General features: G+C 67.1%; 21 protein-coding genes. 17 read left to right on the top strand and 4 right to left on the bottom strand.

Annotated elements, in window-relative coordinates; translation table 11 throughout:
• The first annotated feature begins 11 nt into the window (after positions 1–11).
• The 3 genes from B7G54_RS08830 to B7G54_RS08820 are packed head-to-tail and all read left to right on the top strand — an operon-like array spanning position 12 to position 2,709.
• Complete coding sequence (locus B7G54_RS08830; RefSeq protein WP_085038734.1) at positions 12–500, top strand: thioesterase family protein; 489 nt, start codon at positions 12–14, stop codon at positions 498–500.
• A gap of 33 nt (positions 501–533) precedes the next feature.
• Complete coding sequence (locus B7G54_RS08825; protein WP_085038860.1) at positions 534–1,490, top strand: alpha/beta hydrolase; 957 nt, start codon at positions 534–536, stop codon at positions 1,488–1,490.
• 22 nt (positions 1,491–1,512) lie between these two features.
• The gene (locus B7G54_RS08820; protein WP_085038733.1) at positions 1,513–2,709 is read left to right on the top strand and encodes a TauD/TfdA family dioxygenase; all 1,197 of its coding nucleotides are present in this window, start codon (positions 1,513–1,515) and stop codon (positions 2,707–2,709) included.
• A gap of 202 nt (positions 2,710–2,911) precedes the next feature.
• On the opposite strand, the gene B7G54_RS08815 is transcribed toward B7G54_RS08820, so the two are convergent.
• The 3 genes from B7G54_RS08815 to B7G54_RS08805 form a co-directional block, all read right to left on the bottom strand.
• Entirely contained in the window at positions 2,912–3,208 is a 297-nt protein-coding gene (locus B7G54_RS08815) for a DUF4148 domain-containing protein (protein ID WP_039366237.1), read from the bottom strand.
• A 214-nt stretch (positions 3,209–3,422) separates the two neighbouring features.
• Positions 3,423–4,409, bottom strand: coding sequence for an oxidoreductase (locus B7G54_RS08810; RefSeq protein WP_085038859.1), 987 nt, complete (start codon positions 4,407–4,409; stop codon positions 3,423–3,425).
• Between the two features lie 155 nt (positions 4,410–4,564).
• Positions 4,565–4,855: a DUF3331 domain-containing protein gene (locus B7G54_RS08805; protein ID WP_021161446.1), complete on the bottom strand. Its 291-nt coding sequence runs from the start codon at positions 4,853–4,855 to the stop codon at positions 4,565–4,567.
• 664 nt (positions 4,856–5,519) lie between these two features.
• Between B7G54_RS08805 and B7G54_RS08800 the strand changes: the two genes are divergently transcribed.
• From B7G54_RS08800 to B7G54_RS08760, 9 genes are all read left to right on the top strand, one after another.
• Positions 5,520–6,284 carry an SDR family oxidoreductase gene (locus B7G54_RS08800; RefSeq protein ID WP_085038732.1) on the top strand — a complete coding sequence of 255 codons (765 nt, stop codon included), beginning with the start codon at positions 5,520–5,522 and terminating at the stop codon, positions 6,282–6,284.
• Positions 6,285–6,331: 47 nt separating this feature from the next.
• Positions 6,332–7,174: an ureidoglycolate lyase gene (locus B7G54_RS08795; protein WP_085038731.1), complete on the top strand. Its 843-nt coding sequence runs from the start codon at positions 6,332–6,334 to the stop codon at positions 7,172–7,174.
• Between the two features lie 23 nt (positions 7,175–7,197).
• Positions 7,198–8,475 carry an L-fuconate dehydratase gene (locus B7G54_RS08790; protein ID WP_085038730.1) on the top strand — a complete coding sequence of 426 codons (1,278 nt, stop codon included), beginning with the start codon at positions 7,198–7,200 and terminating at the stop codon, positions 8,473–8,475.
• Between the two features lie 43 nt (positions 8,476–8,518).
• A complete protein-coding gene (locus B7G54_RS08785; RefSeq protein ID WP_085038729.1) occupies positions 8,519–9,295 on the top strand; it encodes an SDR family oxidoreductase in 777 nt (258 codons plus the stop codon).
• Between the two features lie 12 nt (positions 9,296–9,307).
• Positions 9,308–10,846, top strand: a complete 1,539-nt coding sequence (locus B7G54_RS08780) for a sugar ABC transporter ATP-binding protein (RefSeq protein ID WP_085038728.1) — start codon at positions 9,308–9,310, stop codon at positions 10,844–10,846.
• Between the two features lie 19 nt (positions 10,847–10,865).
• The gene (locus tag B7G54_RS08775; RefSeq protein WP_085038727.1) at positions 10,866–11,903 is read left to right on the top strand and encodes an ABC transporter permease; all 1,038 of its coding nucleotides are present in this window, start codon (positions 10,866–10,868) and stop codon (positions 11,901–11,903) included.
• Between the two features lie 88 nt (positions 11,904–11,991).
• Complete coding sequence (locus tag B7G54_RS08770) at positions 11,992–12,933, top strand: ABC transporter substrate-binding protein (protein ID WP_085038726.1); 942 nt, start codon at positions 11,992–11,994, stop codon at positions 12,931–12,933.
• A gap of 60 nt (positions 12,934–12,993) precedes the next feature.
• Positions 12,994–13,884 (top strand): L-fucono-1,5-lactonase, encoded by an 891-nt coding sequence (locus B7G54_RS08765; protein ID WP_085038858.1) that lies wholly within the window; start codon positions 12,994–12,996, stop codon positions 13,882–13,884.
• Between the two features lie 68 nt (positions 13,885–13,952).
• Entirely contained in the window at positions 13,953–14,720 is a 768-nt protein-coding gene (locus B7G54_RS08760; RefSeq protein WP_085038725.1) for a FadR/GntR family transcriptional regulator, read from the top strand.
• A 23-nt stretch (positions 14,721–14,743) separates the two neighbouring features.
• Here B7G54_RS08760 and B7G54_RS08755 read toward each other — a convergent pair whose 3' ends face one another.
• On the bottom strand, positions 14,744–15,985 hold the full coding sequence (locus B7G54_RS08755; protein WP_085038724.1) for an NAD(P)/FAD-dependent oxidoreductase: 1,242 nt from the start codon (positions 15,983–15,985) through the stop codon (positions 14,744–14,746).
• A 627-nt stretch (positions 15,986–16,612) separates the two neighbouring features.
• Between B7G54_RS08755 and yfiR the strand changes: the two genes are divergently transcribed.
• The 5 genes from yfiR to B7G54_RS08725 all read left to right on the top strand — a co-directional run bounded on the left by yfiR (position 16,613) and on the right by B7G54_RS08725 (position 22,150).
• Complete coding sequence (gene yfiR / locus B7G54_RS08745) at positions 16,613–17,317, top strand: regulatory sequestration protein YfiR (RefSeq protein WP_085038722.1); 705 nt, start codon at positions 16,613–16,615, stop codon at positions 17,315–17,317.
• Positions 17,314–18,582, top strand: a complete 1,269-nt coding sequence (gene dgcN / locus B7G54_RS08740; protein ID WP_085038721.1) for a diguanylate cyclase DgcN/YfiN — start codon at positions 17,314–17,316, stop codon at positions 18,580–18,582. The genes yfiR and dgcN overlap by 4 nt, the downstream gene beginning before the upstream one ends.
• 84 nt (positions 18,583–18,666) lie before the next feature.
• Positions 18,667–19,176 (top strand): outer membrane lipoprotein YfiB, encoded by a 510-nt coding sequence (gene yfiB, locus B7G54_RS08735; protein WP_085038857.1) that lies wholly within the window; start codon positions 18,667–18,669, stop codon positions 19,174–19,176.
• A gap of 406 nt (positions 19,177–19,582) precedes the next feature.
• Complete coding sequence (locus B7G54_RS08730) at positions 19,583–21,700, top strand: type VI secretion system Vgr family protein (protein WP_085038720.1); 2,118 nt, start codon at positions 19,583–19,585, stop codon at positions 21,698–21,700.
• Positions 21,701–21,727: 27 nt separating this feature from the next.
• Entirely contained in the window at positions 21,728–22,150 is a 423-nt protein-coding gene (locus B7G54_RS08725; protein WP_085038719.1) for a DcrB-related protein, read from the top strand.
• The last annotated feature ends 3 nt before the right edge of the window (positions 22,151–22,153 follow it).

The raw sequence follows: 22,153 nt of genomic DNA, 5'->3' as shown, positions 1-22,153 counted from the left end.
GACGAGAGACGATGACGGGCGATACCCCGCTGACGATTTACCGCGACGTGGTGCGGCCCGAATGGGTCGACTACAACGGCCACCTGCGCGATGCGTTCTACCTGCTGATCTTCAGCTTCGCGACCGATGCGCTGCTGGATCGCATCGGCCTCGACGACGCCGCGCGTCGCGAGCGGGGCCGCTCGGTCTACACGCTCGAAGCGCACGTGAACTACCTGCACGAGATCAAGGAGGGCGCACAGGTGCGCGTCGATGCGCGCGTGCTCGCGCACGACGCGAAGCGGCTGCACCTGTATCTCGAACTGTTCGCGCACGGGCATGACGATGCGGTATCGGCGAGCGAGCAGATGCTGCTGCACGTCGATACGCGCGACGGCGCGAAATCGGCGCCGTTCGACGACGACGTGGCCGCACGCGTGGCCGAGCTGCATGCATTGCAACGCGATTGCGCGGCACCCGCGTATGCGGGCCGCGTGATCGGGCTGCCGCCGCGCCGCTAGCCGGCGCGAACCGTCAACCTCGGAATGCACACGATGCTCGAACCGGAAATCGCGGCGTTCGTTGCCGCCGTCGACGCGTGGTATCCGGCCGACGCGGCGGCGCGCTCGCCCGGCGAGCAGCGCCGCCTCTACGACCGCTTCGCGGCCGAATGGACACCGGCCGCGCTGCCGGCCGGCATCGTGCAGCAGGACGCCGTCTGGCATGTGCCCGACGGCCGCGCGATCGCGCTGAGGCGCTACACGTGCGCGCATGGCACGCCGCGCGGCACGGTGCTGTTCTTTCATGGCGGCGGCTTCGTCGTCGGCTCGCTCGACAGTCATGCGCTGATCACCGCGCAACTGGCGGCCGATACGGGGCTCGACGTGATCGCGGTCGACTACCGGCTGGCGCCCGAGCATCGCGCGCCGGCCGCGCTTGAAGATTGCCTGGCGGTCACGCGCGCCGCGCGCGACGCACGCTGGCCGTTCGGGCCCTGCGTGCATCCGCTGACGCTCGCGGGCGACAGCGCGGGCGGCATGCTCGCGGCGGCCGTGGCCACCGCGTTGCGCGATGCGGGCGAAGGCAGTGTCGACGGCCTCGCGCTCGTCTATCCGATGCTCGGGTTCGAACCGCAAGCGCCCGCGCGCGAAACGGACGCGCATGCGCCGATGCTGACGCTCGACGACGTCCATCGCTATCGTGCGCTGTACTGGGAAGGCGGCCTGTCCGATGCGCTGGGAGACGGCAACCCGCTGTTGCGCGCGTCGGTACCGCTCGCGGCGGCGCGTTTCGATGGCCTGCCGCCCGTGCTTGCGATCGGCGCGGAACACGATCCGCTGCGCGACGATGCGCGCGTGTACGTCGAACGGATTCGCGCGGCCGGCGGTGCTGCGCACTACTGGATGGGAGAGGGGCTGGTGCACGGCTGCTGGCGCGCGCTCGGAACGAGCCCGCAGGCTGCGCGGCTGCACCGGACGGTCGGCGGGTTTCTGCTCGCACCACACGCGTAGCGGGCGTTTCCGGGAGGCAACGATGCAGGCAGCGCAACACCGTATCGAGGACTGGCGGACGTTTTCGGCCGACGCGGCCATTGCGGCGGCGACGATTGGCGACGGCGCGGTGGACGTCGAGTGGAGCGACATGCGACGATCGCCGTTTCATTTCGACTGGCTGCGCGACAACTGCGCGTGTTCCGCCTGCGTGCACGCGGTTACGCGTGAACAGGTGTTCGAGATCGCCGATGCGCGCGAGGATCTCTCCGCGCTCACGGTGCATATCGAAGCCGACGGCGCGCTGCATGTCGAGTGGAACGACGGGCATCGCAGCGCATGGTCGCCGGGCTGGCTGCGCGCGCATGCCTATGACGACGCGTCGCGCGCGGAGCGCCAGGCCGCGCATGGGCGGCACGTGTGGGCCGGCGACGATGCGACGGCCATCGGCGTGTTCGCGTGGCGCGACGTGATGGCGGACGACGGCGCATTGCTCGCGTGGCTCGCCGCGTTGCAACGCACGGGGCTGACGCTCGTCGAAGGCGTGCCGGCCGAGCGTGGCCGTGTCGACGAGATCGCGCGCCGCATCGGCCTGATCCGCGAGAGCAATTTCGGCGTGCTGTTCGACGTCGAATCGAAGCCGCGCCCGGACAGCAACGCGTATACGTCACTGAACCTGCCGCCGCATACCGATCTGCCGACCCGCGAGTTGCAGCCGGGCGTGCAGTTCCTGCATTGCCTTGCGAACGACGCGACCGGCGGCGACAGCGTGTTCCTCGACGGCTTCGCGCTCGCGGATGCACTGCGGCGCGAGTATCCGGCCGATTTTGCGCAACTCGCGTCGACGCCGTTCGAGTTCTGGAACAAGAGTGCGAACAGCGACTACCGCTGCTCGGCGCCGGTGATCGGGCTCGATGCGCGCGGCAACGTCACCGAGGTGCGCGTCGCGAACTTCCTGCGCGGGCCGCTCGATGCGCCGGCCGGCTCGGTCGCGGCCGTCTATCGCGCGTACCGGCGGTTCCTCGCGCTGGCGCGCGAGCCGCGCTTTCGCGTACAGCGCCGGCTGCGGGCGGGCGACATGTGGGCGTTCGACAACCGGCGCGTGCTGCATGCGCGCACCGAGTTCGATCCGTCCAGCGGCCGCCGGCACCTGCAGGGCTGCTATGTCGATCGCGACGAACTGCTGTCGCGCTGGCGCGTGCTGTCGCGTTCGGCGCCCGCCGCGGCCGTGCGGCGCTGACGGTAGCACCCGGCTTCATCCTGCCCGCACGCGTACCTCGCAAATGAAAAAGCGCCCGGACGCCTGGCGCCCGGGCGAAGCCACCCGTTGCCGGGCGGCGGAGGTATGCGTTTCATAAAAAAGGACGAGCCCCGCAAGGGGGCTCGTCCTGACTTTCCTGCTTCATCGCGCGACGCGCGGCGCCCGCCGAGGGCGCATCGGCTTACTGGCCGAAGAAGATCGAGTCGCGAGCGTTCGACGATGCAGCCGGGGCGCCCGAGTGGACGGCCGGAGCCGGTTGCGCGCCGTAGCCGCTGGTGTCGGCACCATGAACACGCGCTTCGGCGCTCTGGATGTCGTTCGGGTAGTACGGGCTCGACACGCCCGGCTTGTAGCCGGCTTGTTCGAGCTGAACCAGTTCGTTGCGCACTTGCGCGCGGGTCACGGTGCTTTGGGCGAATGCGCCAAACGAAGCGGACAGGGCGGCAGCGGCAACGACTGCGGAAACGAGCGATTTCATGATGACCTCCGGTGTTTTATTGAGTTCGCTCTCGACACCATGTCTTAAGCGATTGATCCAATCTTAGTCATCAGAGGGTTGAGGGTAAACGCTGATTTTGACGATAAATTGTTTCCTGGGTGGTAACAGTGGTACGTCGAATCAGGCTTTCAACCGGCTTTCTTTTCGGTTGCTGTAATAAGTGTGAGGAATGTTGCGGGAGGTGGTGCGCGTTTCAGCGTACCTCGGCCGCCGTATCGAACGGCCGGCCGGGCGGGCGTCCGGCCGGCGCGCCCGAGCTGAGGAAGCGCACGCCCGTCGCGGCTTCCGATGCTTCCCACAGCAGCGCCCCCGAGGCCACGTCGCGTGCCGCGCGCGGCACGCTCGCGGGCGCCGGCAGCCCGCGCGACTCGAACCAGCCGGACGGCCCGATATACGCGCCGCCGGCGAGATCCGGCGCGGTCGCCGCATGAATCGCAGGCAGCGCGCCCTGGTCGGCCGGCTGCGCGAGATAGCGGTTCGCGGCGCGCATCAGCGCGGCACGGGCCGGCGAGCTGTCCATCGCCGGGCCCGCGAACTGCAGGTTGGTTGCCGCGTAGCCCGGGTGCGCGGCCACGCTGATCCCGGCGACCGCCGCGCGCTCGAAACGGCGCTGCAGCTCGATCGCGAACACGAGGTTCGCGAGCTTGCTGTCGCAATAGGCGAGATAACGGTTGTAGCGGTGCTCGGCACGCAGGTCGTCGACGCGGATCCGGCCGCCGCGGTTGAGGCCGCTCGACATTGTCACGACGCGCGCCCGGCGCGCGGCGCGCAGCGCGGGCAGCAGATGGCCGGTCAGCGCGAAATGGCCGAGGTGGTTGGTGCCGAACTGCATCTCGAAGCCGTTGCGCGTATGGCGCAGCGGCAGGAACATCACGCCGGCGTTGTTGCAGAGGATATCGACGCGGCCATGGCGTTCGGCCACATCGGCCGCGAAGCGCGCGATCGACGCGAGATCGGCGAGGTCGAGCGCATCGACTTCGACGCGGGCATCGGGATGGAGCCGGCGGATCGCGTCGGCCGCTTGCGCGGCGCGGGCGGCGTCGCGGCAGCCCATCACGACCGTCGCGCCTTTCGCGGCAAGCGTTTCCGCGAGCTGCCAGCCGAGCCCGCTGTTGGCGCCGGTCACGACCGCGACCTTGCCGCCCTGCGCCGGGACGTGGCGCGCGCTCCATGCATGCATGTCTGCCTCCATCGGCGCGACCGGGCGGTCGCGGCACGTAATCATTACATTGCGTGGTGTAACGATAGTGCGCGCGGGCGTGGCAGACAAGCGGGGGAATTAGACCGGCGCTTCTAGGACTGGCGCCGCGTGCCGCGACGCGCGGCCGGCAGGATTTACCTGCCGCCGGCGAGCGCGAGCACTTCGGCGGCGGAGATCATCGCGGCCGCGTTCGCGGGTGCCGGGCGTTCGGCCGGGCGGAAGACTTCGTCGCCGCGCTGGATGACCTGGCGCGACAGTGCGCAGGTGCCGGTGCGTTGCGCGAAGCGGCGGCGCCAGCGCTGTTCACCGTAGTGACAGCGGCCGGGTTCGACCCAGCGGACGACGAGCAGCGTATCGGAACGTTCGAGGATTTCGACGTGGACGTCGGCGGGATCGAGCACAGGCAGGGATTTGGAGGCCTTCATTTTGCCGTTTCCTAAAGCTCGTGCGGTTTCGGCCGTGGCAGTGGATGTCACTGCCCGATGGCGAATCCGTAGCGGTTTCCATGAGTGGTGCGCTAAATGTAAGCGTCTGTGACCGGAAAAAACATCCTGTCTGGCTCAAATTACCTTTTGCCGATTTAGAAACAATCCACGCTTATTTTCTTGGAAACCACAGACAAAAACGCCCCGGGCGCGAAGCCCAGGGCGGAAAATCGGCCCGCGCGCCGTGTCTGCTCGCCCAGTCACGGAGCCCATCGCCGGGGGACGGAGGTGCCCGCAGGGATCGAACGCGGGCGGGGAGGCGATGGACCGGAAGCGCGGTCCGGTACGCCATGATGGCGCGCGCATCCCGTTGAGACGCTGACGTGAACATGACTTTTTTGTCAGTTTGGCGCGGTGTCGTGCCGGGCGTGTGCGAATAGACGGCCGGAAGGCCCGCCGGTATTGCGTGTGCGCGGACTTCGGCGCGTGCTCCCGGGCACCGTCGAACGCTGAATCCTGACTCGGCCGACCGATTTCCCCGCTCGGGTAAATACTGAATCCCGATTCCGTGACAAGCGCAAAATCATTTCCTATGATTGGTTGGACCTTTAGTCCTTTGTGCCAATCGGCCGACGAATGGCCGGCTTTTTCGGGAGACGTGCTCATGAGATTGCAGGGCAAGCGCGCGCTGGTGACGGCGGCCGGGCAGGGCATCGGCCGCGCGACCGCGCTGCGGTTCGCGAGCGAGGGCGCCGACGTGCTGGCGACCGACATCAACGAAGCCGCGCTCGTGCGGCTCGAGGCCGACGCCGAACGCGCGGGCGGCCGGTTGTCCACGCGGCGGCTCGACGTCACCGATGCGCAGGGCGTCGCGGCGCTCGCCGCGAGCGCGCGCGCGTTCGACGTGCTCTTCAACTGCGCGGGCTATGTCCATCACGGCTCGATCCTCGACTGCGACGACGAAGCATGGGCGTTCTCGATGAACCTGAACGTCACGTCGATGTACCGGCTGATCCGGGCGCTGCTGCCCGCGATGCTCGAAGCCGGCGGCGCGTCGATCATCAACATGGCGTCGGCTGCATCGAGCGTGAAGGGCGTGCCGAACCGCTTCGTCTACGGCACGACCAAGGCGGCCGTGATCGGCCTGACCAAGGCGGTGGCGGCCGACTTCGTCGAGCGGGGCATCCGCTGCAACGCGATCTGCCCGGGCACGATCGAATCGCCGTCGCTGGAGCAGCGGATCGCGGACCAGGCGCACACGCGCCACGTGTCGACCGACGAGGTGCGCCGGGCATTCGTCGCGCGCCAGCCGATCGGCCGCATCGGCAGCGCCGAAGAAGTGGCCGCGCTCGCGCTGTACCTGGCCTCCGACGAAGCGTCGTTCACGACCGGCGCGATCCACCTGATCGATGGCGGCTGGTCAAACTGACCGCGCCTTTTCTTTCCCCTTCACTTTCCGTTTCCGTTCAAGACGACATGAAACTGCTGAGATTTGGCGACAAGCACCATGAAAAACCGGGCCTGCTCGATGCGCAGGGCCATATCCGCGACCTGTCCGGCGTGATCGACGATATCGCCGGCGATGCGCTGTCACCGGCCTCGCTCGCGCGGCTGCGCGACATTCCACCGTCGTCGCTGCCGCTCGTCGAAGGTACGCCGCGCATCGGCGCGTGCGTCGGCCGCGTCGGCAAGTTCATCTGCATCGGGCTCAACTATTCCGACCACGCGGCCGAATCGGGGATGGAAGTGCCGAAGGAGCCCGTCGTGTTCGGCAAGTGGACGAGCGCGATCTCGGGGCCCAACGACGACGTCGAGATCCCGCGCGGCTCGGAGAAGACCGACTGGGAAGTCGAGCTCGGCGTCGTGATCGGCCAGGGCGGCCGCTATATCGACGAAGCCGACGCGCTGTCGCACGTCGCCGGCTACTGCGTCGTGAACGACGTGTCGGAGCGCGAATTCCAGCTCGAGCGCGGCGGCACCTGGGACAAGGGCAAGGGCAACGACACGTTCGGGCCGCTCGGCCCGTGGCTCGTGACGGCCGACGAAGTGCCCGATCCGCACGCGCTGCGGCTGTGGCTCGACGTCGACGGCCATCGCTACCAGAACGGCACGACCGCGACGATGGTGTTCCGCGTGCCGCACCTGATCAGCTACCTGAGCCGCTTCATGAGCCTGCAGCCGGGCGACGTGATTTCGACCGGCACGCCGCCGGGCGTCGGTCTCGGGCAGAAACCGCCTGTCTATCTGCGCGCCGGGCAGGTGATCACGCTCGGCATCGACGGGCTGGGCGAGCAACGCCAGCGCACCGTGCAGGCCTGATTTCCTTTCGCGGACGATTCGCCATGCCTATCATTCGATCGATGCGCGTCCTCGACGTGCGCTTCCCGACCTCGCGCCAGCTCGACGGCTCCGATGCGATGAACCCGGACCCCGATTATTCGGCCGCGTACGTCGTGCTCGAAACCGACCGCGACGGGCTCGAAGGTCACGGGCTCACGTTCACCATCGGGCGCGGCAACGAGATCTGCTGCGCGGCGATCGACGCGATGCGTCACCTCGTCGTCGGCCTCGACCTCGACTGGATCCGCGCGGACATGGGCCGCTTCTGGCGGCACGTCACGTCGGACAGCCAGTTGCGCTGGATCGGCCCCGACAAGGGTGCGATCCACCTGGCGACGGGCGCCGTCGTCAACGCGGTATGGGATCTGTGGGCGAAAGCCGAACGCAAGCCGCTGTGGCGGCTCGTGGCCGACATGAGCCCCGAGGAACTGGTGCGGTCGATCGACTTCCGCTACCTGACCGACTGCCTGACGCCGGACGAAGCGCTCGGCCTGCTGCGCCGGCAGGTGCCCGGCAAGGCCGAACGGATCGCGCTGCTCGAGCGCGACGGCTACCCGTGCTACACGACATCGGCCGGCTGGCTCGGCTACAGCGACGACAAGCTGCGGCGGCTGTGCCGCGAAGCCGTCGAAGCCGGGTTCGAGCACGTGAAGCTGAAGGTCGGCGCGAACCTGGAAGACGACATCCGCCGCGTGACGATCGCGCGCGAGGTGATCGGCCCGGACCGCAAGCTGATGATCGACGCGAACCAGGTGTGGGAAGTGGGCGAGGCGATCGACTGGGTGCGCGAGCTGGCGTTCGCGCGGCCGTGGTTCATCGAGGAGCCGACGAGCCCCGACGACGTCGAAGGGCATCGCAAGATCCGCGATGCGATCGGGCCCGTGCAGGTTGCGACCGGCGAGATGTGCCAGAACCGCGTGCTGTTCAAGCAGTTCATCGCGCGCGGGGCGATCGACGTCGTGCAGATCGATGCGTGCCGGCTCGGCGGCGTGAACGAGATTCTCGCCGTGATGCTGATGGCCGCGAAGTACGGGCTGCCCGTGTGCCCGCATGCGGGCGGCGTCGGGCTGTGCGAGTACGTGCAGCATCTGTCGATGATCGACTACATCTGCATTTCCGGCACGAAGGAAGGGCGCGTGACGGAGTATGTCGATCACCTGCACGAGCATTTCGTCGAACCGTGCGTGGTGCGCGGCGCGGCGTACATGCCGCCGACGGCGCCCGGTTTCTCGATCGAGATGAAGCCCGAATCGCTGGAGCAATACCGGTTCCGCGGCTGATACGCGTTGAGTGTGCCGACAACATGAACGACGGAGACGCGAAGTGGATTTGAATCTGCAACACAAGGTCGTGATCGTGACCGGCGGCGCGTCGGGCATCGGCGCCGCGATCTCGATGCGGCTCGCCGAAGAAGGCGCGATTCCGGTGGTGTTCGCGCGCCACGCGCCTGATGACGCGTTCTGGCGCGCACTCGTGCAGAAGCAGCCGCAGGCCGCGTGCATCTCGGTCGAATTGCAGGACGAAGCGCAATGCCGCGATGCGGTTGCGGAGACGATCGCGCGGTTCGGCCGCCTCGACGGCCTGGTCAACAACGCGGGCGTCAACGACAGCGTCGGGCTCGATGCCGGGCGCGACGCGTTCGTCGCGTCGCTCGAACGCAACCTGATCCACTACTACGTGATGGCGCACTACTGCGTGCCGCACCTGAAGGCGGCGCGCGGCGCGATCGTCAACCTCTCGTCGAAGACGGCCGTCACCGGGCAGGGCAACACGAGCGGCTATTGCGCATCGAAGGGCGCGCAGCTCGCATTGACGCGCGAATGGGCCGTCGCGTTGCGCGACGACGGCGTGCGCGTGAACGCGGTGATTCCGGCCGAGGTGATGACGCCGCTGTACCGGAACTGGCTCGCCGGCTTCGACGACCCTGACGCGAAGCTGGCCGGCATCGCGGGCAAGGTGCCGCTCGGCAAGCGCTTCACGACGGCCGACGAGATCGCCGATACGGCCGTGTTCCTGCTGTCGGACCGCGCATCGCACACGACGGGCCAGTGGCTGTTCGTCGACGGCGGCTATACGCATCTCGACCGCGCGATCAGCTGAGGGCAGCGATCCATGCAACCGGACCCGAACCTGAATGCCGCGCCGCCGCTGATCGCGTTGACCGGTATCGGCAAGCGTTTCCCGGGCGTGCAGGCGCTCGACGACTGCCGTTTCGACCTGCGCGCCGGCGAAGTGCATGCGCTGATGGGCGAGAACGGCGCCGGCAAGTCGACGCTGATGAAGATCCTGGCGGGCGTCTACCAGCGCGACGAAGGCGAGATCCGGATGGACGGCCGCGCGGTGGAGATCGCCGATCCGCGCGCCGCGCAGGCGCTCGGGATCGGCATCATCCATCAGGAGCTGAACCTGATGAACCACCTGAGCGTCGCGCAGAACATCTTCATCGGCCGCGAGCCGCGCGGCCGCTTCGGCGTGTTCGTCGACGAAGAGACACTCAACCGGGACGCGGCCGCGATCTTCGCGCGGATGCGCCTCGATCTCGACCCGCGTACGCCGGTCGGCCGGCTCACGGTCGCGAAGCAGCAGATGGTCGAGATCGCGAAGGCGCTGTCGTTCGACTCGCGCGTGCTGATCATGGACGAGCCGACCGCCGCACTCAACAACGCGGAGATCGCCGAGCTGTTCCGCATCATCGGCGACCTGCGCAAGCACGGTGTCGGCATCGTCTACATCTCGCACAAGATGGACGAGCTGCGCCAGATCGCCGATCGCGTGACCGTGATGCGCGACGGCAAGTACGTCGCGACCGTGCCGATGGCGGACACGTCGATGGACGCGATCATCGCGATGATGGTCGGACGCCAGCTCGCGACGGAATTTCGCACGCCGCCCGATACGTCCGCGAACGACGTCGCGCTCGAAGTGCGCGGGCTGTCGCGCGGCCGCGCGATCCGCGATGTCGGCTTCACGCTGCGGCGCGGCGAGATCCTCGGCTTCGCGGGATTGATGGGCGCCGGCCGCACCGAGGTCGCGCGCGCGGTGTTCGGCGCGGACCCGGTCGATGCGGGCGAGATCCGCGTGCACGGCAAGACCGTATCGATCCGCACGCCGGCCGATGCAGTCAAGCACGGCATCGGCTACCTGTCCGAAGATCGCAAGCACTTCGGGCTCGCGGTCGGGATGGACGTACAGAACAACATCGCGCTGTCGAACATGCGCCGCTTCGTGCGCCGCGGCGTGTTCCTCGACGCGCGTGCGCTGCGCGACACCGCGCAGGCGTACGTGCGGCAGCTCGCGATCCGCACGCCGTCGGTCACGCAGCCGGCGCGGCTGCTGTCGGGCGGCAACCAGCAGAAGATCGTGATCGCGAAATGGCTGCTGCGCGACTGCGACATCCTGTTCTTCGACGAGCCGACGCGCGGCATCGACGTCGGCGCGAAAAGCGAGATCTACAAGCTGCTCGACGCGCTCGCCGCCGACGGCAAGGCGATCGTGATGATCTCGTCGGAACTGCCCGAGGTGCTGCGCATGAGCCACCGGATCCTCGTGATGTGCGAAGGGCGCGTGACCGGCGAATTGCGCGCGGCCGACGCCACGCAGGAAAAGATCATGCAGCTCGCGACGCAGCGCGAGTCGACCGTATTGTCCTGATTCAGACGCTTACCCGATCATGTCCAACGATACGCATCCCGTTCCGCCTCTTGCTTCCGGCGACACGCCGGCCGGCGCATCCGGTTTCCGAGCCCGCTTCTTCAACCCGGCCGCGCGGCAGAAGCTGCTCGCGTTCGCGAGCCTCGTGCTGCTGATCGCATTCTTCAGCTTCGCGTCGCCGAACTTCCTCGAAGTCGACAACCTCGTCACGATCCTGCAGGCCACCGCGGTGAACGGCGTGCTGGCCGTCGCGTGCACCTATGTGATCATCACGTCGGGCATCGACCTGTCGGTCGGTACGCTGATGACGTTCTGCGCGGTGATGGCGGGCGTCGTGCTGACGAAGTGGGGCATGCCGCTGCCGCTCGGGATCCTGGCTGCGCTGTTTTTCGGCGCGCTGTCGGGCTGCGTGTCGGGCTTCGTGATCGCCAAGATGAAGGTGCCGCCGTTCATCGCGACGCTCGGCATGATGATGCTGCTCAAGGGGCTGTCGCTCGTGATTTCGGGCACGCGGCCGATCTACTTCAACGACACGCCGGGCTTCACGTCGATCGCGCAGGATTCGCTGATCGGCAACCTGATCCCCGCGTTGCCGATTCCGAACGCGGTGCTGATCCTGTTCCTCGTCGCGATCGGCGCATCGATCGTGCTGAACCGCACGATCTTCGGCCGCTACACGTTCGCGCTCGGCAGCAACGAGGAAGCGCTGCGTTTGTCGGGCGTGAACGTCGACGCATGGAAGATCGCGGTCTATACGTTCAGCGGCGCGGTGTGCGGGATCGCCGGGCTCCTGATCGCGTCGCGGCTGAATTCCGCGCAGCCCGCGCTCGGGCAGGGCTACGAGCTCGATGCGATCGCGGCCGTCGTGATCGGCGGCACGTCGTTGTCGGGCGGCGCGGGCAGCATCGTCGGCACGATCATCGGCGCGTTCATCATGAGCGTGCTGACCAACGGCCTGCGCATCATGTCGGTCGCGCAGGAATGGCAGACGGTCGTGACGGGCGTGATCATCATCCTGGCCGTCTACGTCGACATCCTGCGCCGGCGGCGCCGTTGATCCACGCATCCACGCAGGCATGCGCTTAACCGCCGGTTCCGGCCGGCGTTCCAGTCGTTCCAGTCGATACGAAAAAAGGAGACGCGAAGTGATCAGGAGCAAGGTGTTGAACGCGATCGTCGGGCTGACGTTCGCCGTCGGCGTCACGGCCGGCGCGCAGGCGCAGGAAACCTACATCCCGCTGATCTCGAAGGGCTTCCAGCATCAGTTCTGGCAGGCCGTGAAATCGGGCGCGATGCAGGCCGCGAAGGACTACAAGGTGAAGGTGACGTTCGAAGGGCCCGAAACCGAGGCGATGGTCGACAAGCAGATCGACATGCTGTCGGCCGCGATCGCGAAGAAGCCGGCCGCGCTCGGCTTCGCGGCGCTCGACAGCAAGGCCGCGCTGCCGCTCCTGAAGAAGGCGCAGGCCGAGAAGATCCCGGTGATCGCGTTCGACTCGGGCGTCGACAGCGACATCCCGGTGACGACGGCCGCGACCAACAACAAGGCCGCCGCGTCGCTCGCCGCCGACAAGCTCGCCGCGCTGATCGGCGACGAAGGCGAAGTGGCCGTGGTCGCGCACGACCAGACGAGCCGCACCGGCATCGACCGCCGTGACGGCTTTCTCGAACGGATGAAGTCGGCGCACCCGAAGGTGCAGGTCGTGACCGTGCAGTACGGCGAAGGCGACCAGCTGAAGTCGACCGAGGTGACGAAGTCGATCCTGCAGGCGTATCCGAAGCTCAAGGGGCTGTTCGGTACCAACGAAGGCTCGGCGATCGGCGTGGTGAATGGCGTGCGCGAGATGAAGCGCAAGGTCGTGATCGTCGGTTACGATTCCGGCAAGCAGCAGAAGGATGCGATCCGCAGCGGGCTGATGGCCGGCGCGATCACGCAGAACCCGATCGGGATCGGCTACAAGACGGTCGAGGCAGCCGTGAAGGCGATCAAGGGCGAGAAACTGCCGAAGGTCATCGATACCGGTTTCTACTGGTACGACAAGACCAATATCGACGATCCGAAGATCGCGGCGGTGTTGTACGACTGAACGTTGTGTCGAGCGGCGGTGGCGCGCGCCGCCGCTGCGGCGACCGGACACGAGGGCATCATGGGTGCAGTGCGTATCGATTCCCATCAGCACTTCTGGCGCTATCGCGCCGCCGATTACCCGTGGATCGGCCCCGGGATGGAGGTACTCGCGCGCGACTACCTGCCCGACGCGCTATGGCCGCTGATGCATGCGCAGGCGCTCGGCGCGTCGATCGCGGTGCAGGCGCGTGCCGGGCGCGACGAGACGGCGTTCCTGCTCGATCTCGCGCGCGACGATGCACGCATCGCGGCGGTGGTCGGCTGGGAGGATCTCGCCGCGCCGCAGCTCGCGGATCGCATCGCCGAATGGCACAGCCCGAAGCTGCGCGGCTTCCGTCACCAGGTGCAGGACGAAGCCGATGCCGGCGCGTTCGTCGCGGAGCCGGGCTTCAATCGCGGCGTCGCGTGGCTGCAGGCGCACGGTTACGTGTACGACGTGCTCGTATTCGAGCGGCAGTTGCCGGACGTGCATGCCTTCTGCGCGCGGCACGATGCGCACTGGCTCGTGCTCGATCATGCGGGCAAGCCCGCGCTCGCCGATTTCGAGCGCGACGACACCGCGCTCGCGCGCTGGCGCGCCGCGTTGCGCGAGCTGGGCGCGCTGCCGCATGTCGCGTGCAAGCTGTCGGGGCTTGTAACCGAGGCTGACTGGAAGCGCGGCCTGCGCGGGAAGGACGTCCGGCGTATCGAGCAATGTCTCGACGCGGCGCTCGACGCGTTCGGCCCGCAGCGGTTGATGTTCGGGTCGGACTGGCCCGTGTGCCTGCTGGCCGCGTCGTATGACGAAGTCGCGTCGATCGTCGAGCGCTGGGCCGAATCGCGGCTGTCGGCGGCCGAGCGCAACGCGCTGTGGGGCGGCACCGCCGCGCGATGCTATGCGGTGCCGGGCGCGATGACGCGCGGCATATAGAATAGGCGCGAACGGTCTGTTCGATTCGTCAGACCGTCCGGAACGAAACCGATCACCTGCATCAACGTATGTCCATCCAGCCGATTCAGAACCGCCGCCTCTACCAGCAGATCGCCGACAAGCTCAGTGCGATGATCGAGTCCGGCGATTTTCCGCCGGGCAGCTACCTGCCGCCCGAGCGCGAACTCGCCGAACAGTTCGGTGTGTCGCGCACGTCGGTGCGCGAGGCGCTGATCGCGCTCGAAGTGAGCGGGCTCGTGAGCGTGCGCGTCGGCGACGGCGTGAAGGTGCGCCACCCCGAAACGGCCGCCGCACCCGAACCCGCGCCCGACCTGGCAGAGAAGGCCGCGCCGTTCACGATCATCGAGATCGATCCGGAACTCGGCATCGCGCTCGACCTCGATACCGAAATCCCGCCGTTCGCGCTGTTGCAGGCGCGCCGGCTGATCGAGCCGGAAGCCGCGTCGCTTGCCGCGAAGCACGGCTCGGACGAGCAGATCGAAGGGATCCACGAAGCGTTCCTGCGCAACCAGGAAGACAACCGCAGCGGCTCGCTCACGCATCCGGGCGACCGGCTGTTTCATATCCGCATCGCGGAAGCGAGCGACAACGCCGCCTATGCGCTGATGATCAAGCAGCTGCTCGCGCACAAGTACGACCTGATGTTCCAGCGGCTGCAATCGCTGTACATGCCGAACGACATGCCGCACCGGTCGGAACTCGAACATCGCGCGATCCTCGATGCGATCCGCGCACGCGATCCGGACGCCGCGCGCCGCGCGATGGCCGAGCATCTCGACGAAGTGATCCGCATCTTCGGCCGCGCGCTCGACTGAGTGCGCGTTGACACGTTGCCTGGTCAGAAGCGATCCGCGCGATACGGCGCCGGATCGGTGAACGGCGCTTCGCCCGTCATCATCTCGGCCAGCAGGCGGCCGGTGACGGGGCCGAGCGTCAGCCCGTGATGGTTGTGCCCGAACGAGAACCATAGCCCGCGATGCGCGGGTGCGGGGCCGATCACCGGGCGCATGTCGGGCGTACAGGGCCGGAAGCCGAGCCACGGTTGTGGGTCGAGCCGCTCGCCGAAACCGAACGTGGGCCGCGCCACACGTTCCGCGCGTTCGAGCTGCACGCCGGTCGGCGGCACGCCGCGCCGCGCGATCTCGACGCCGGTCGTCAGCCGCAGCCCGCGCTTCATGGGGGCGATCACGTAACCGTATTCGCGATCGACGATCGGTGCCGACGGCACGCCGCGCGCGGACGGCGCGTAGTGCATGTGATAGCCGCGCTTCTCGCGCAGCGGGATCGTGTAGCCGAACTTGCCGAACACCGTGTCGGACCACGGCCCGAGCGCGACGACCACGGCCGGCGCGGCGATCTTGCCTTGTTCCGTCGTGACCTGCCAGCCTGGCGACAATGCGTCGAGGCTCGCGGCGTCGCCCGTCAGCAGCGTGCCGCCGCCTTGCACGAAGAGTTGAGCGTACGCTTTGACGAGCGCGGACGGATCGACGACGCTTTTCGGATCGAGCCAGTGCAGCGCGCCACAGAAGCCGGGCGCGAGGCTCGGTTCGTGCGCGAGCAGCGCGCCGGCATCGAGCGGCGTGATGCCGAGCCCGTGGCGGCGCGCAGTGAGTCCGGCTTCGGCCACGCCGCGTTCGAATGCGGCCGGCGTGCGGAACGCTTCCAGCCAGCCGTTCGCGCGAATGAGTTCACCGGCGCCGGCCCGCGCGATCAGCGCATCGTGCTCGACGATGCAGCGCTCGATCAGCGGCAGCATGTCGCGCGCCGCTGCCGCGTGACGCAGCGGCGCCGATTCCCACCAGAAACGTGCAAGCCATGGCGCGAATGCGGGCAGCGATGCGCTGTGCCAGTAGAGATCGGTCGAGCGGTTCAGCGCGTAGCGCATCAGCGTGAACGGGCTGCGCGGGAACGGGTAGGGCTCGACCGACGAGCGCTCGATCAGCCCCGCGTTGCCGAAGCTCGTGCCTTCGCCGGGCGCGCCTCGATCGACGAGGGCAACCTTGCGCCCGCGATCCTGCAGGTGGAGTGCCGCGGAGACGCCGACGATGCCTGCGCCGAGAACGATGACGTCGAAATCCATCGATGGTGGTGAAAGACGGTTAGTGGTGCGCGCACCCGTGATGGGGCATGTGCACCTGGGTTGGAGATCGTTCGAACTGCAAGCATACTCGCGGCGGCGTGGGGCACCAATAGGACGCATGCGGCCTGCGCATGGCAGGTGGCCCGGACAACGTCTCTCACGGCTGCATGAGCACGTGCGTATCGGGCACCTCTGCAAAGTGGTCGTAGTCGTGCGACCCGAGACGGTGCCCGCCTGCGCGATCGATGCCGCGCTGTCGAACGCAGGCTGTTGCGCCGGCAATCGCAAACGCGATGTTCCGGCTGACGAGGACGCGGTCGAGCAAGACGTCATTCGACATGTCGGCGATTGGCATCGCGCGACGGATTGTATGAAGTTTGGCGTGTGCGTGCGTCCAATCCGCTGATCAATTTCACAACGTCGACACGGGCTCGACATCGGCAGGCACGTACGTGCGCACAACACTCATTCCGCATACTTTCCAACGTTTCTCGCGGGTGTTTCCCACTGGTTGGTCATGCGAATTTTTACCTAAGATGAAGCCATCATGCGCGTAATTCGGTGCCTGCACGCGCATGGAGGGAGGCGGGAGGCAGCGCCGGAGCGACGCCAGCGGATGTTGCCATCATGGATGCGAAAGTGTGCGCGTCGACTGCCAGTTTCGCGACTGCAGCGACGCCAGCGGGCGCGGCGGCAATCGCCGCGCGAACGGCGCCCGGCCGTCCCGGTCGAACCGCTCCGCTGCGCCATGCGCTGGTCGCAATCGTTTGCGTTCTGGGGGCGGCGCAGGCCGTGCTCGCCGGCGCTTCCGCCGAGGCTGTCGATCCCGCCGACATGGTGCGCATGGTTGCCGCCGCGAGCCCCGCCCCTGCCGATTCCGCAGCGGCATCACACGACACGGCCGTGCGTCAGGTCGTGCTGGGCATCATCAGCTTCACCCACTGGCCGACGACACCCGTGCGCCTGCATCTGTGCGTCACGGGCCGGCCCGACTACGCACGCGGCCTGACCGATACGCTGCAGGCCGGTTCGACGCTGCTCGACGTGCAGCGCGTGCGCTTCGACGATCCCGCGCTCGGCATCGCCTGCGACATCGTCTATCTCGGCAACCTGAGCGCGGATGAGCGCGCGCGCGTGAGAGCTGCGGTGGCCGGCCATCCGGTGCTGACGATTTCGGAACACGATCCATCCTGCACCGCGGGCGGCATGTTCTGTCTCAACGTCGACGGCGAACGCGTGTCGTTCGACATCAATCTCGACGCCGTCGCACGCAGCGGCGTGCGCGTACATCCGAACGTGCTCAATCTCGCGCGGCGGCCGGGGGCACCATGACACGGCACGCCCCGCCCGTTGCCCTGTCGCGCGTGCCGCGCCCCACGTTGCAAAGCGTGCTGCGCCGCGCGCACCTGCGCCTCGCGTTCGTCGCCGTCGCGATGGCCGCCGTGTCGTTGATCGTCGTGGCCGTGATCGCGTTGCGTGCGTATGCCGGCAACAACCTGAACCTGCTGGCCCGCTCGCTCGGTTATACGGTCGAGGCGGCGCTCGTGTTCGGCGACCGCGTCGCGGCGGCCGAAGCGATCGGGATGATCGCCGGCGACGAGGACGTCGCACAGGTGGTGGTCACGGATAGCAAGGACCAGCCGTTCGCGACATGGCAGTTGCCCGCCGGCAGCGGGATCGCGCGGCTCGAGCGCGGCGTCGCCGACCTCGCGTTGCCGGGGCCCGTGACCGCGCCGGTGGTGCACGACGGCATCGTCGTCGGCCATGTCGTGGTGCGTGGCCGTGGCCATCAGTTCTTCGGATTCCTGCTTGGCGGCGTAGGCGGCATTCTCGGTTGCCTGGCCGTCAGCGTGATCGGCGCGTACATCAGCTCGAAGCGCCTGCTGCGCAATATCGTTTCGCCGTTGCGCGCGCTGGCTGGCGTCGCCCACGCGGTGCGGCGTGAACGTGCGTTCGCGCAGCGGGTCGAGCCCGCTGCGATTGCCGAGCTCAACCAGCTCGGCGACGACTTCAATGCGCTGCTCGACGAATTCGAAGACTGGCAGAACACGCTGCGCGACGAGAACGCATCGCTCGAACACAAGGCGACGCACGATGCGCTCACCGGGCTGCCCAACCGCATGCAGTTCGAGTCGCGCCTCGCGCTCGCCCTCGGAGAAGCCGCGGCGACGGGGCGGCGGGTCGCGATCCTGTATCTCGATTGCGACCGCTTCAAGGAAATCAACGACTGCCTCGGCCACGACGCCGGCGATGCGGTGCTGATCGGCATCGCGTCACGGCTGCGCAAGCAGGTGCGCGAGGCCGATCTGGTCGCGCGCCTGGGCGGCGACGAATTCGCGGTGATGCTGCCCGCCGTGCACGAAGCGGATAGCGTATGTCGTATTGCTGACGAGATCTTGTCCGGCATGGTGCTGTCGATCGAACTGTCCGACGGCCGCGTGGTGGCCACCATGATGAGTGCCGGCGTTGCGCTGTATCCCGATCACGCGTCGGATGCGAGAGGCTTGCTGCGGGCGGCGGATGCCGCGATGTACCGCGCCAAGCGCGCCCGGCCAGGCTCGTGGCAACTGGCGGAAGGGGTCGCGGGGGCGGCTTGAGGTTCATCGTTTCACGCTGCGGGCGAGGCCGCGGCAGTGGGCTGAAGTGCGCTCGCGATGCGGGTGCAATCGAAGGGGTCAATGATGAACAACACGTTTCCGGTAGGCATTGGGCGCTTGTGCGTCGGCGGCGCGCTGCTTTTGTGCATGCTGCTTGGCGGCTGCAAGGCGCCGCCGCTTCATCGTGGATTGACGCAGACGCAGGTCACGGTGCTCAAGTCGGCCGGTTTCCAGGAAACCCAGCAGGGCTTCGAGTTCGGCTCGACCGGGCCGATCCTGTTCGATTTCGATCGCTACAACCTCAAGCCCGACGTGCGGCGGGTCGTCGAAAGGATCGGTCGCACGCTCAGGTCCGCGGGGATTAACGGGGTACGGGTCTACGGATACTCGGACCGGGCAGGGGTGGACGAGTATGACCTCGAGTTGTCCAGGCGGCGGGCGGAGGTCGTTGCCCTCGAACTGGTCGACGTGGGGCTGGATGCGAAGCGCATCACGATCGTCGGGAAGGGGAAGAGCGATCCGGTGGGGGACAACAAGACGCCGGTGGGGCGGGCGCAGAATCGGCGGGCGGCGATCGTGGTGTCGCCGCGGTGAGGGGGCGGCTTCCTTGAACGGGGAGACGGGCGGTTGCGGGCGTCGGAAATCATGCTGTCGAACGCGTTGATCGATTGAGCGTCGCCGCAGCGCACCGCCTTCGCGCCCGTTTCCTTCCCGAGCGATCGCGCAATTTCATCGTGACAGGGGGCGATGCCTCGCCCCGTACGGATCTGTCACACGTTTCATGCAGATTGTGTCGTGTTCCGCGCGAGCTGGCGCGGTGCTTCGGCATGGGCCGCTGCCGCGCGCGGCCGGCCAGCCGCCGGTCGGTGTTTGCATTATCGGGGGCCAGAATGGAAACGTTTGCAGGCGTCTTTCACGCGGTCGGGTTTTATCCTACATTATCGGGGCTTCGGGCCGGCTAGCCGGCCCACGGAACCTGAGATCACAAGAAGGAACAAGAATGAGTTTCGCTCCGAACGGGGGTATTCCCACTGGAATGGGCGGTAGTGCGCTCGGCTCGTTGAGCGCGCTCGGCGGCCTCGCCGGCCCGGTTGCGTCGAGTGTCGCCGGCAGCCTCGGGCCGCTCGCGGGCCTGGCCGGGCACGTCGACACCGTCCAGCGCGCGATGCAGCTCGCGCAGACCGGCTTCTCGCTGATGGACAAGACGCCCGGCGCGATTGCCGAGGCGATCAACGGCGCCGCCAACCCCGCGCGCCTGACCCAGCTCAACCGCTACGTGACGCTCGATACGCCGCTCGGCCCGGACGTGCTGCTGGTCAGCGCTGCCGTCGTCGACGAGCACGTGAACCGCTTGCCGGAAATCCACCTCGACCTGCTGTCGCATCGTCACGACCTGCGCCCCGAGGACCTGATCGGCCAGCAGGTCAAGATCCGGTTCGATCAGCAGGCGCGCCTGTCGACGCTCGAGCGCGTCGTCGCGTCGGGCGCTGGCGACAACGACCGTTACTTCGACGGCTACGTGGCGTCGTTCGACCGGGCCGGCAACCCCGGCAACGTCACGCAGTACCACCTGACGGCGGTGCCGTGGTTCTGGTTCCTGACGCGCTCGACCGACTGCCGGATCTTCCAGAACAAGACCGCGCAGGACATCCTCACCGAGATTTTCCAGGAGCACGGTTTTTCCGACTTCGTGTTCGATATCCGGACGAACCAGAAGCCGCTCGAGTACGTCGTGATGTACCAGGAGAGTTACTACAACTTCTGCGCGCGGCTGATGGAGCAGGAGGGGCTGGTCTGGACGCACCGTTACGAGAAGGACAAGCACACTCTGGTGATCGGCGATTCGAACCTGCTGTTCCGCCCGATCGACGGGCTCGCCACCGTGCCGTTCGCGGCCACCGAGGCGAGTGAGGACAGCGGCATCGATCAGCTGCACGAAGGCCGGCGCTTTGGCGTTGGCAAGGTCACGTTCCGCGACTTCAACCACCAGAATCCGTCGTCGCCGCTGATGCTGGTGGAGGCCGGGCCGCAGAATCTCAAGCATGCGCGGCTCGACGCGACCGAGCGGTTCGAGCACCAGTCGCTGTACGACCACGGCGACGACGGCAACCGCTACGCCCGTTTCGCGATGGAAGCCGAGGAAGCGCAGGCCCATCGCTATACCGGCGGCGGCTACGCGTGGCGCATGACCACGGCGGGCGCCGTCGCGGTGGCAAATCACCCGGTGCTCGAGAACAACCAGGAATACGTGATCCTGCACGTGCGTCACGAGGCGGTGAACGACTACACGCAGCACAGCGCCAAGCTGCCGTACCGCAACAGCTTCGCGCTGCTGCCGAAGAAGGTGCCGTATCGTGCGCCGCGCGGCACGCCGAAGCCGGTGATTCATGGCACGCAATCGGCGATCGTCGTCGGGCCGAAAGGCGAGGAAATCTACACCAACGGCAGCGCCGTGAAGGTGCACTTCCCGTGGGACCGGCGCGGCAAGAAGGACGGCTCAGATTCGATGTGGGTGCGTGTATCGCAACCGTGGGCGGGCGATGGTTGGGGCGCAGCCGCGATTCCGCGGATCAAGCAGGAGGTGCTCGTCGCGTTCAACCAGGGCGATCCGGATAACCCGGTGATCGTCGGCCGCGTGTTCAATGGCGAGCAGGGCAACCCGTACCACGGTGCCGCCGGCCAGACGATGGGGATCAAGAGTCAGACGCACAAGGGGGCCGGTTCCAACGAGCTCTTGATGAGCGACGTGAATGGCGCGCAGATGCTTTATATGCATGCACAGAAGGACATGCATACGGTTGTCGAGGATGCGCAGTGGACCCAGGTCCTCAGGGGTGACCGGACCGTTGATGTCGGTAAGGGCAACCATATGACGGCCGTCGCGATTGGCAATCTGTCGGACGTCGTGGCACAAGGCAACACCCTGCATAAGACGCCGCAGGGCGTGCACACGCTCGAGGCAAAGGAACTCTGGATCAAGGTCGGCGGTGACGATGGCACGAAGATCCACATGACGGCCGATGCCATCGAGATCTACAAAGGTTCGTCGAAAATCCGTATCGATGGTGCTGAGATCAAGGTTCAGGCAAGCACGACGCATATCAATCCCGACAACTAAGGCATGAGCCGGCAAGGATGACCCGACATGTACCAGATGCAGGAAGGCACGTTGGCGCTGCCCGTGGAGTGGCAGGACAAGACGATGAACGTATTCGTGTCGGCGGCAAGCGGCACGGAAGGCGTCAGTTTCGTGATTACGCGCGAGCGGCTGCCGTGGGGGATGAAGTTCGCTGAATATGTGGCAAGCGAGATACGGAAGGTGGCGAAGCAGGTGCCAAGCTATTCCGAGGTTGCAAATGAAGACATCACCGTGTCCGGACGTGCCGCCCACGTACACGAGTTTACGTGGACGAATAACCAGGCGCCGATTCATCAGCGGCTGACAATGGTGGAGTACGGGCAAGTCGTCCTGATGCTGACCTTCACGGCGCCCGGTATGCTGAGCGACACCCAGCGAGAACAAGTTCAGGCGGTGATTCAGAGCCTGCAGTTGCGCGATCCGACCTGAGGC

Source organism: Burkholderia puraquae (assembly GCF_002099195.1).
Lineage (GTDB): Bacteria > Pseudomonadota > Gammaproteobacteria > Burkholderiales > Burkholderiaceae > Burkholderia > Burkholderia puraquae.
This window is presented reverse-complemented; position numbering and strand designations above follow the sequence as displayed.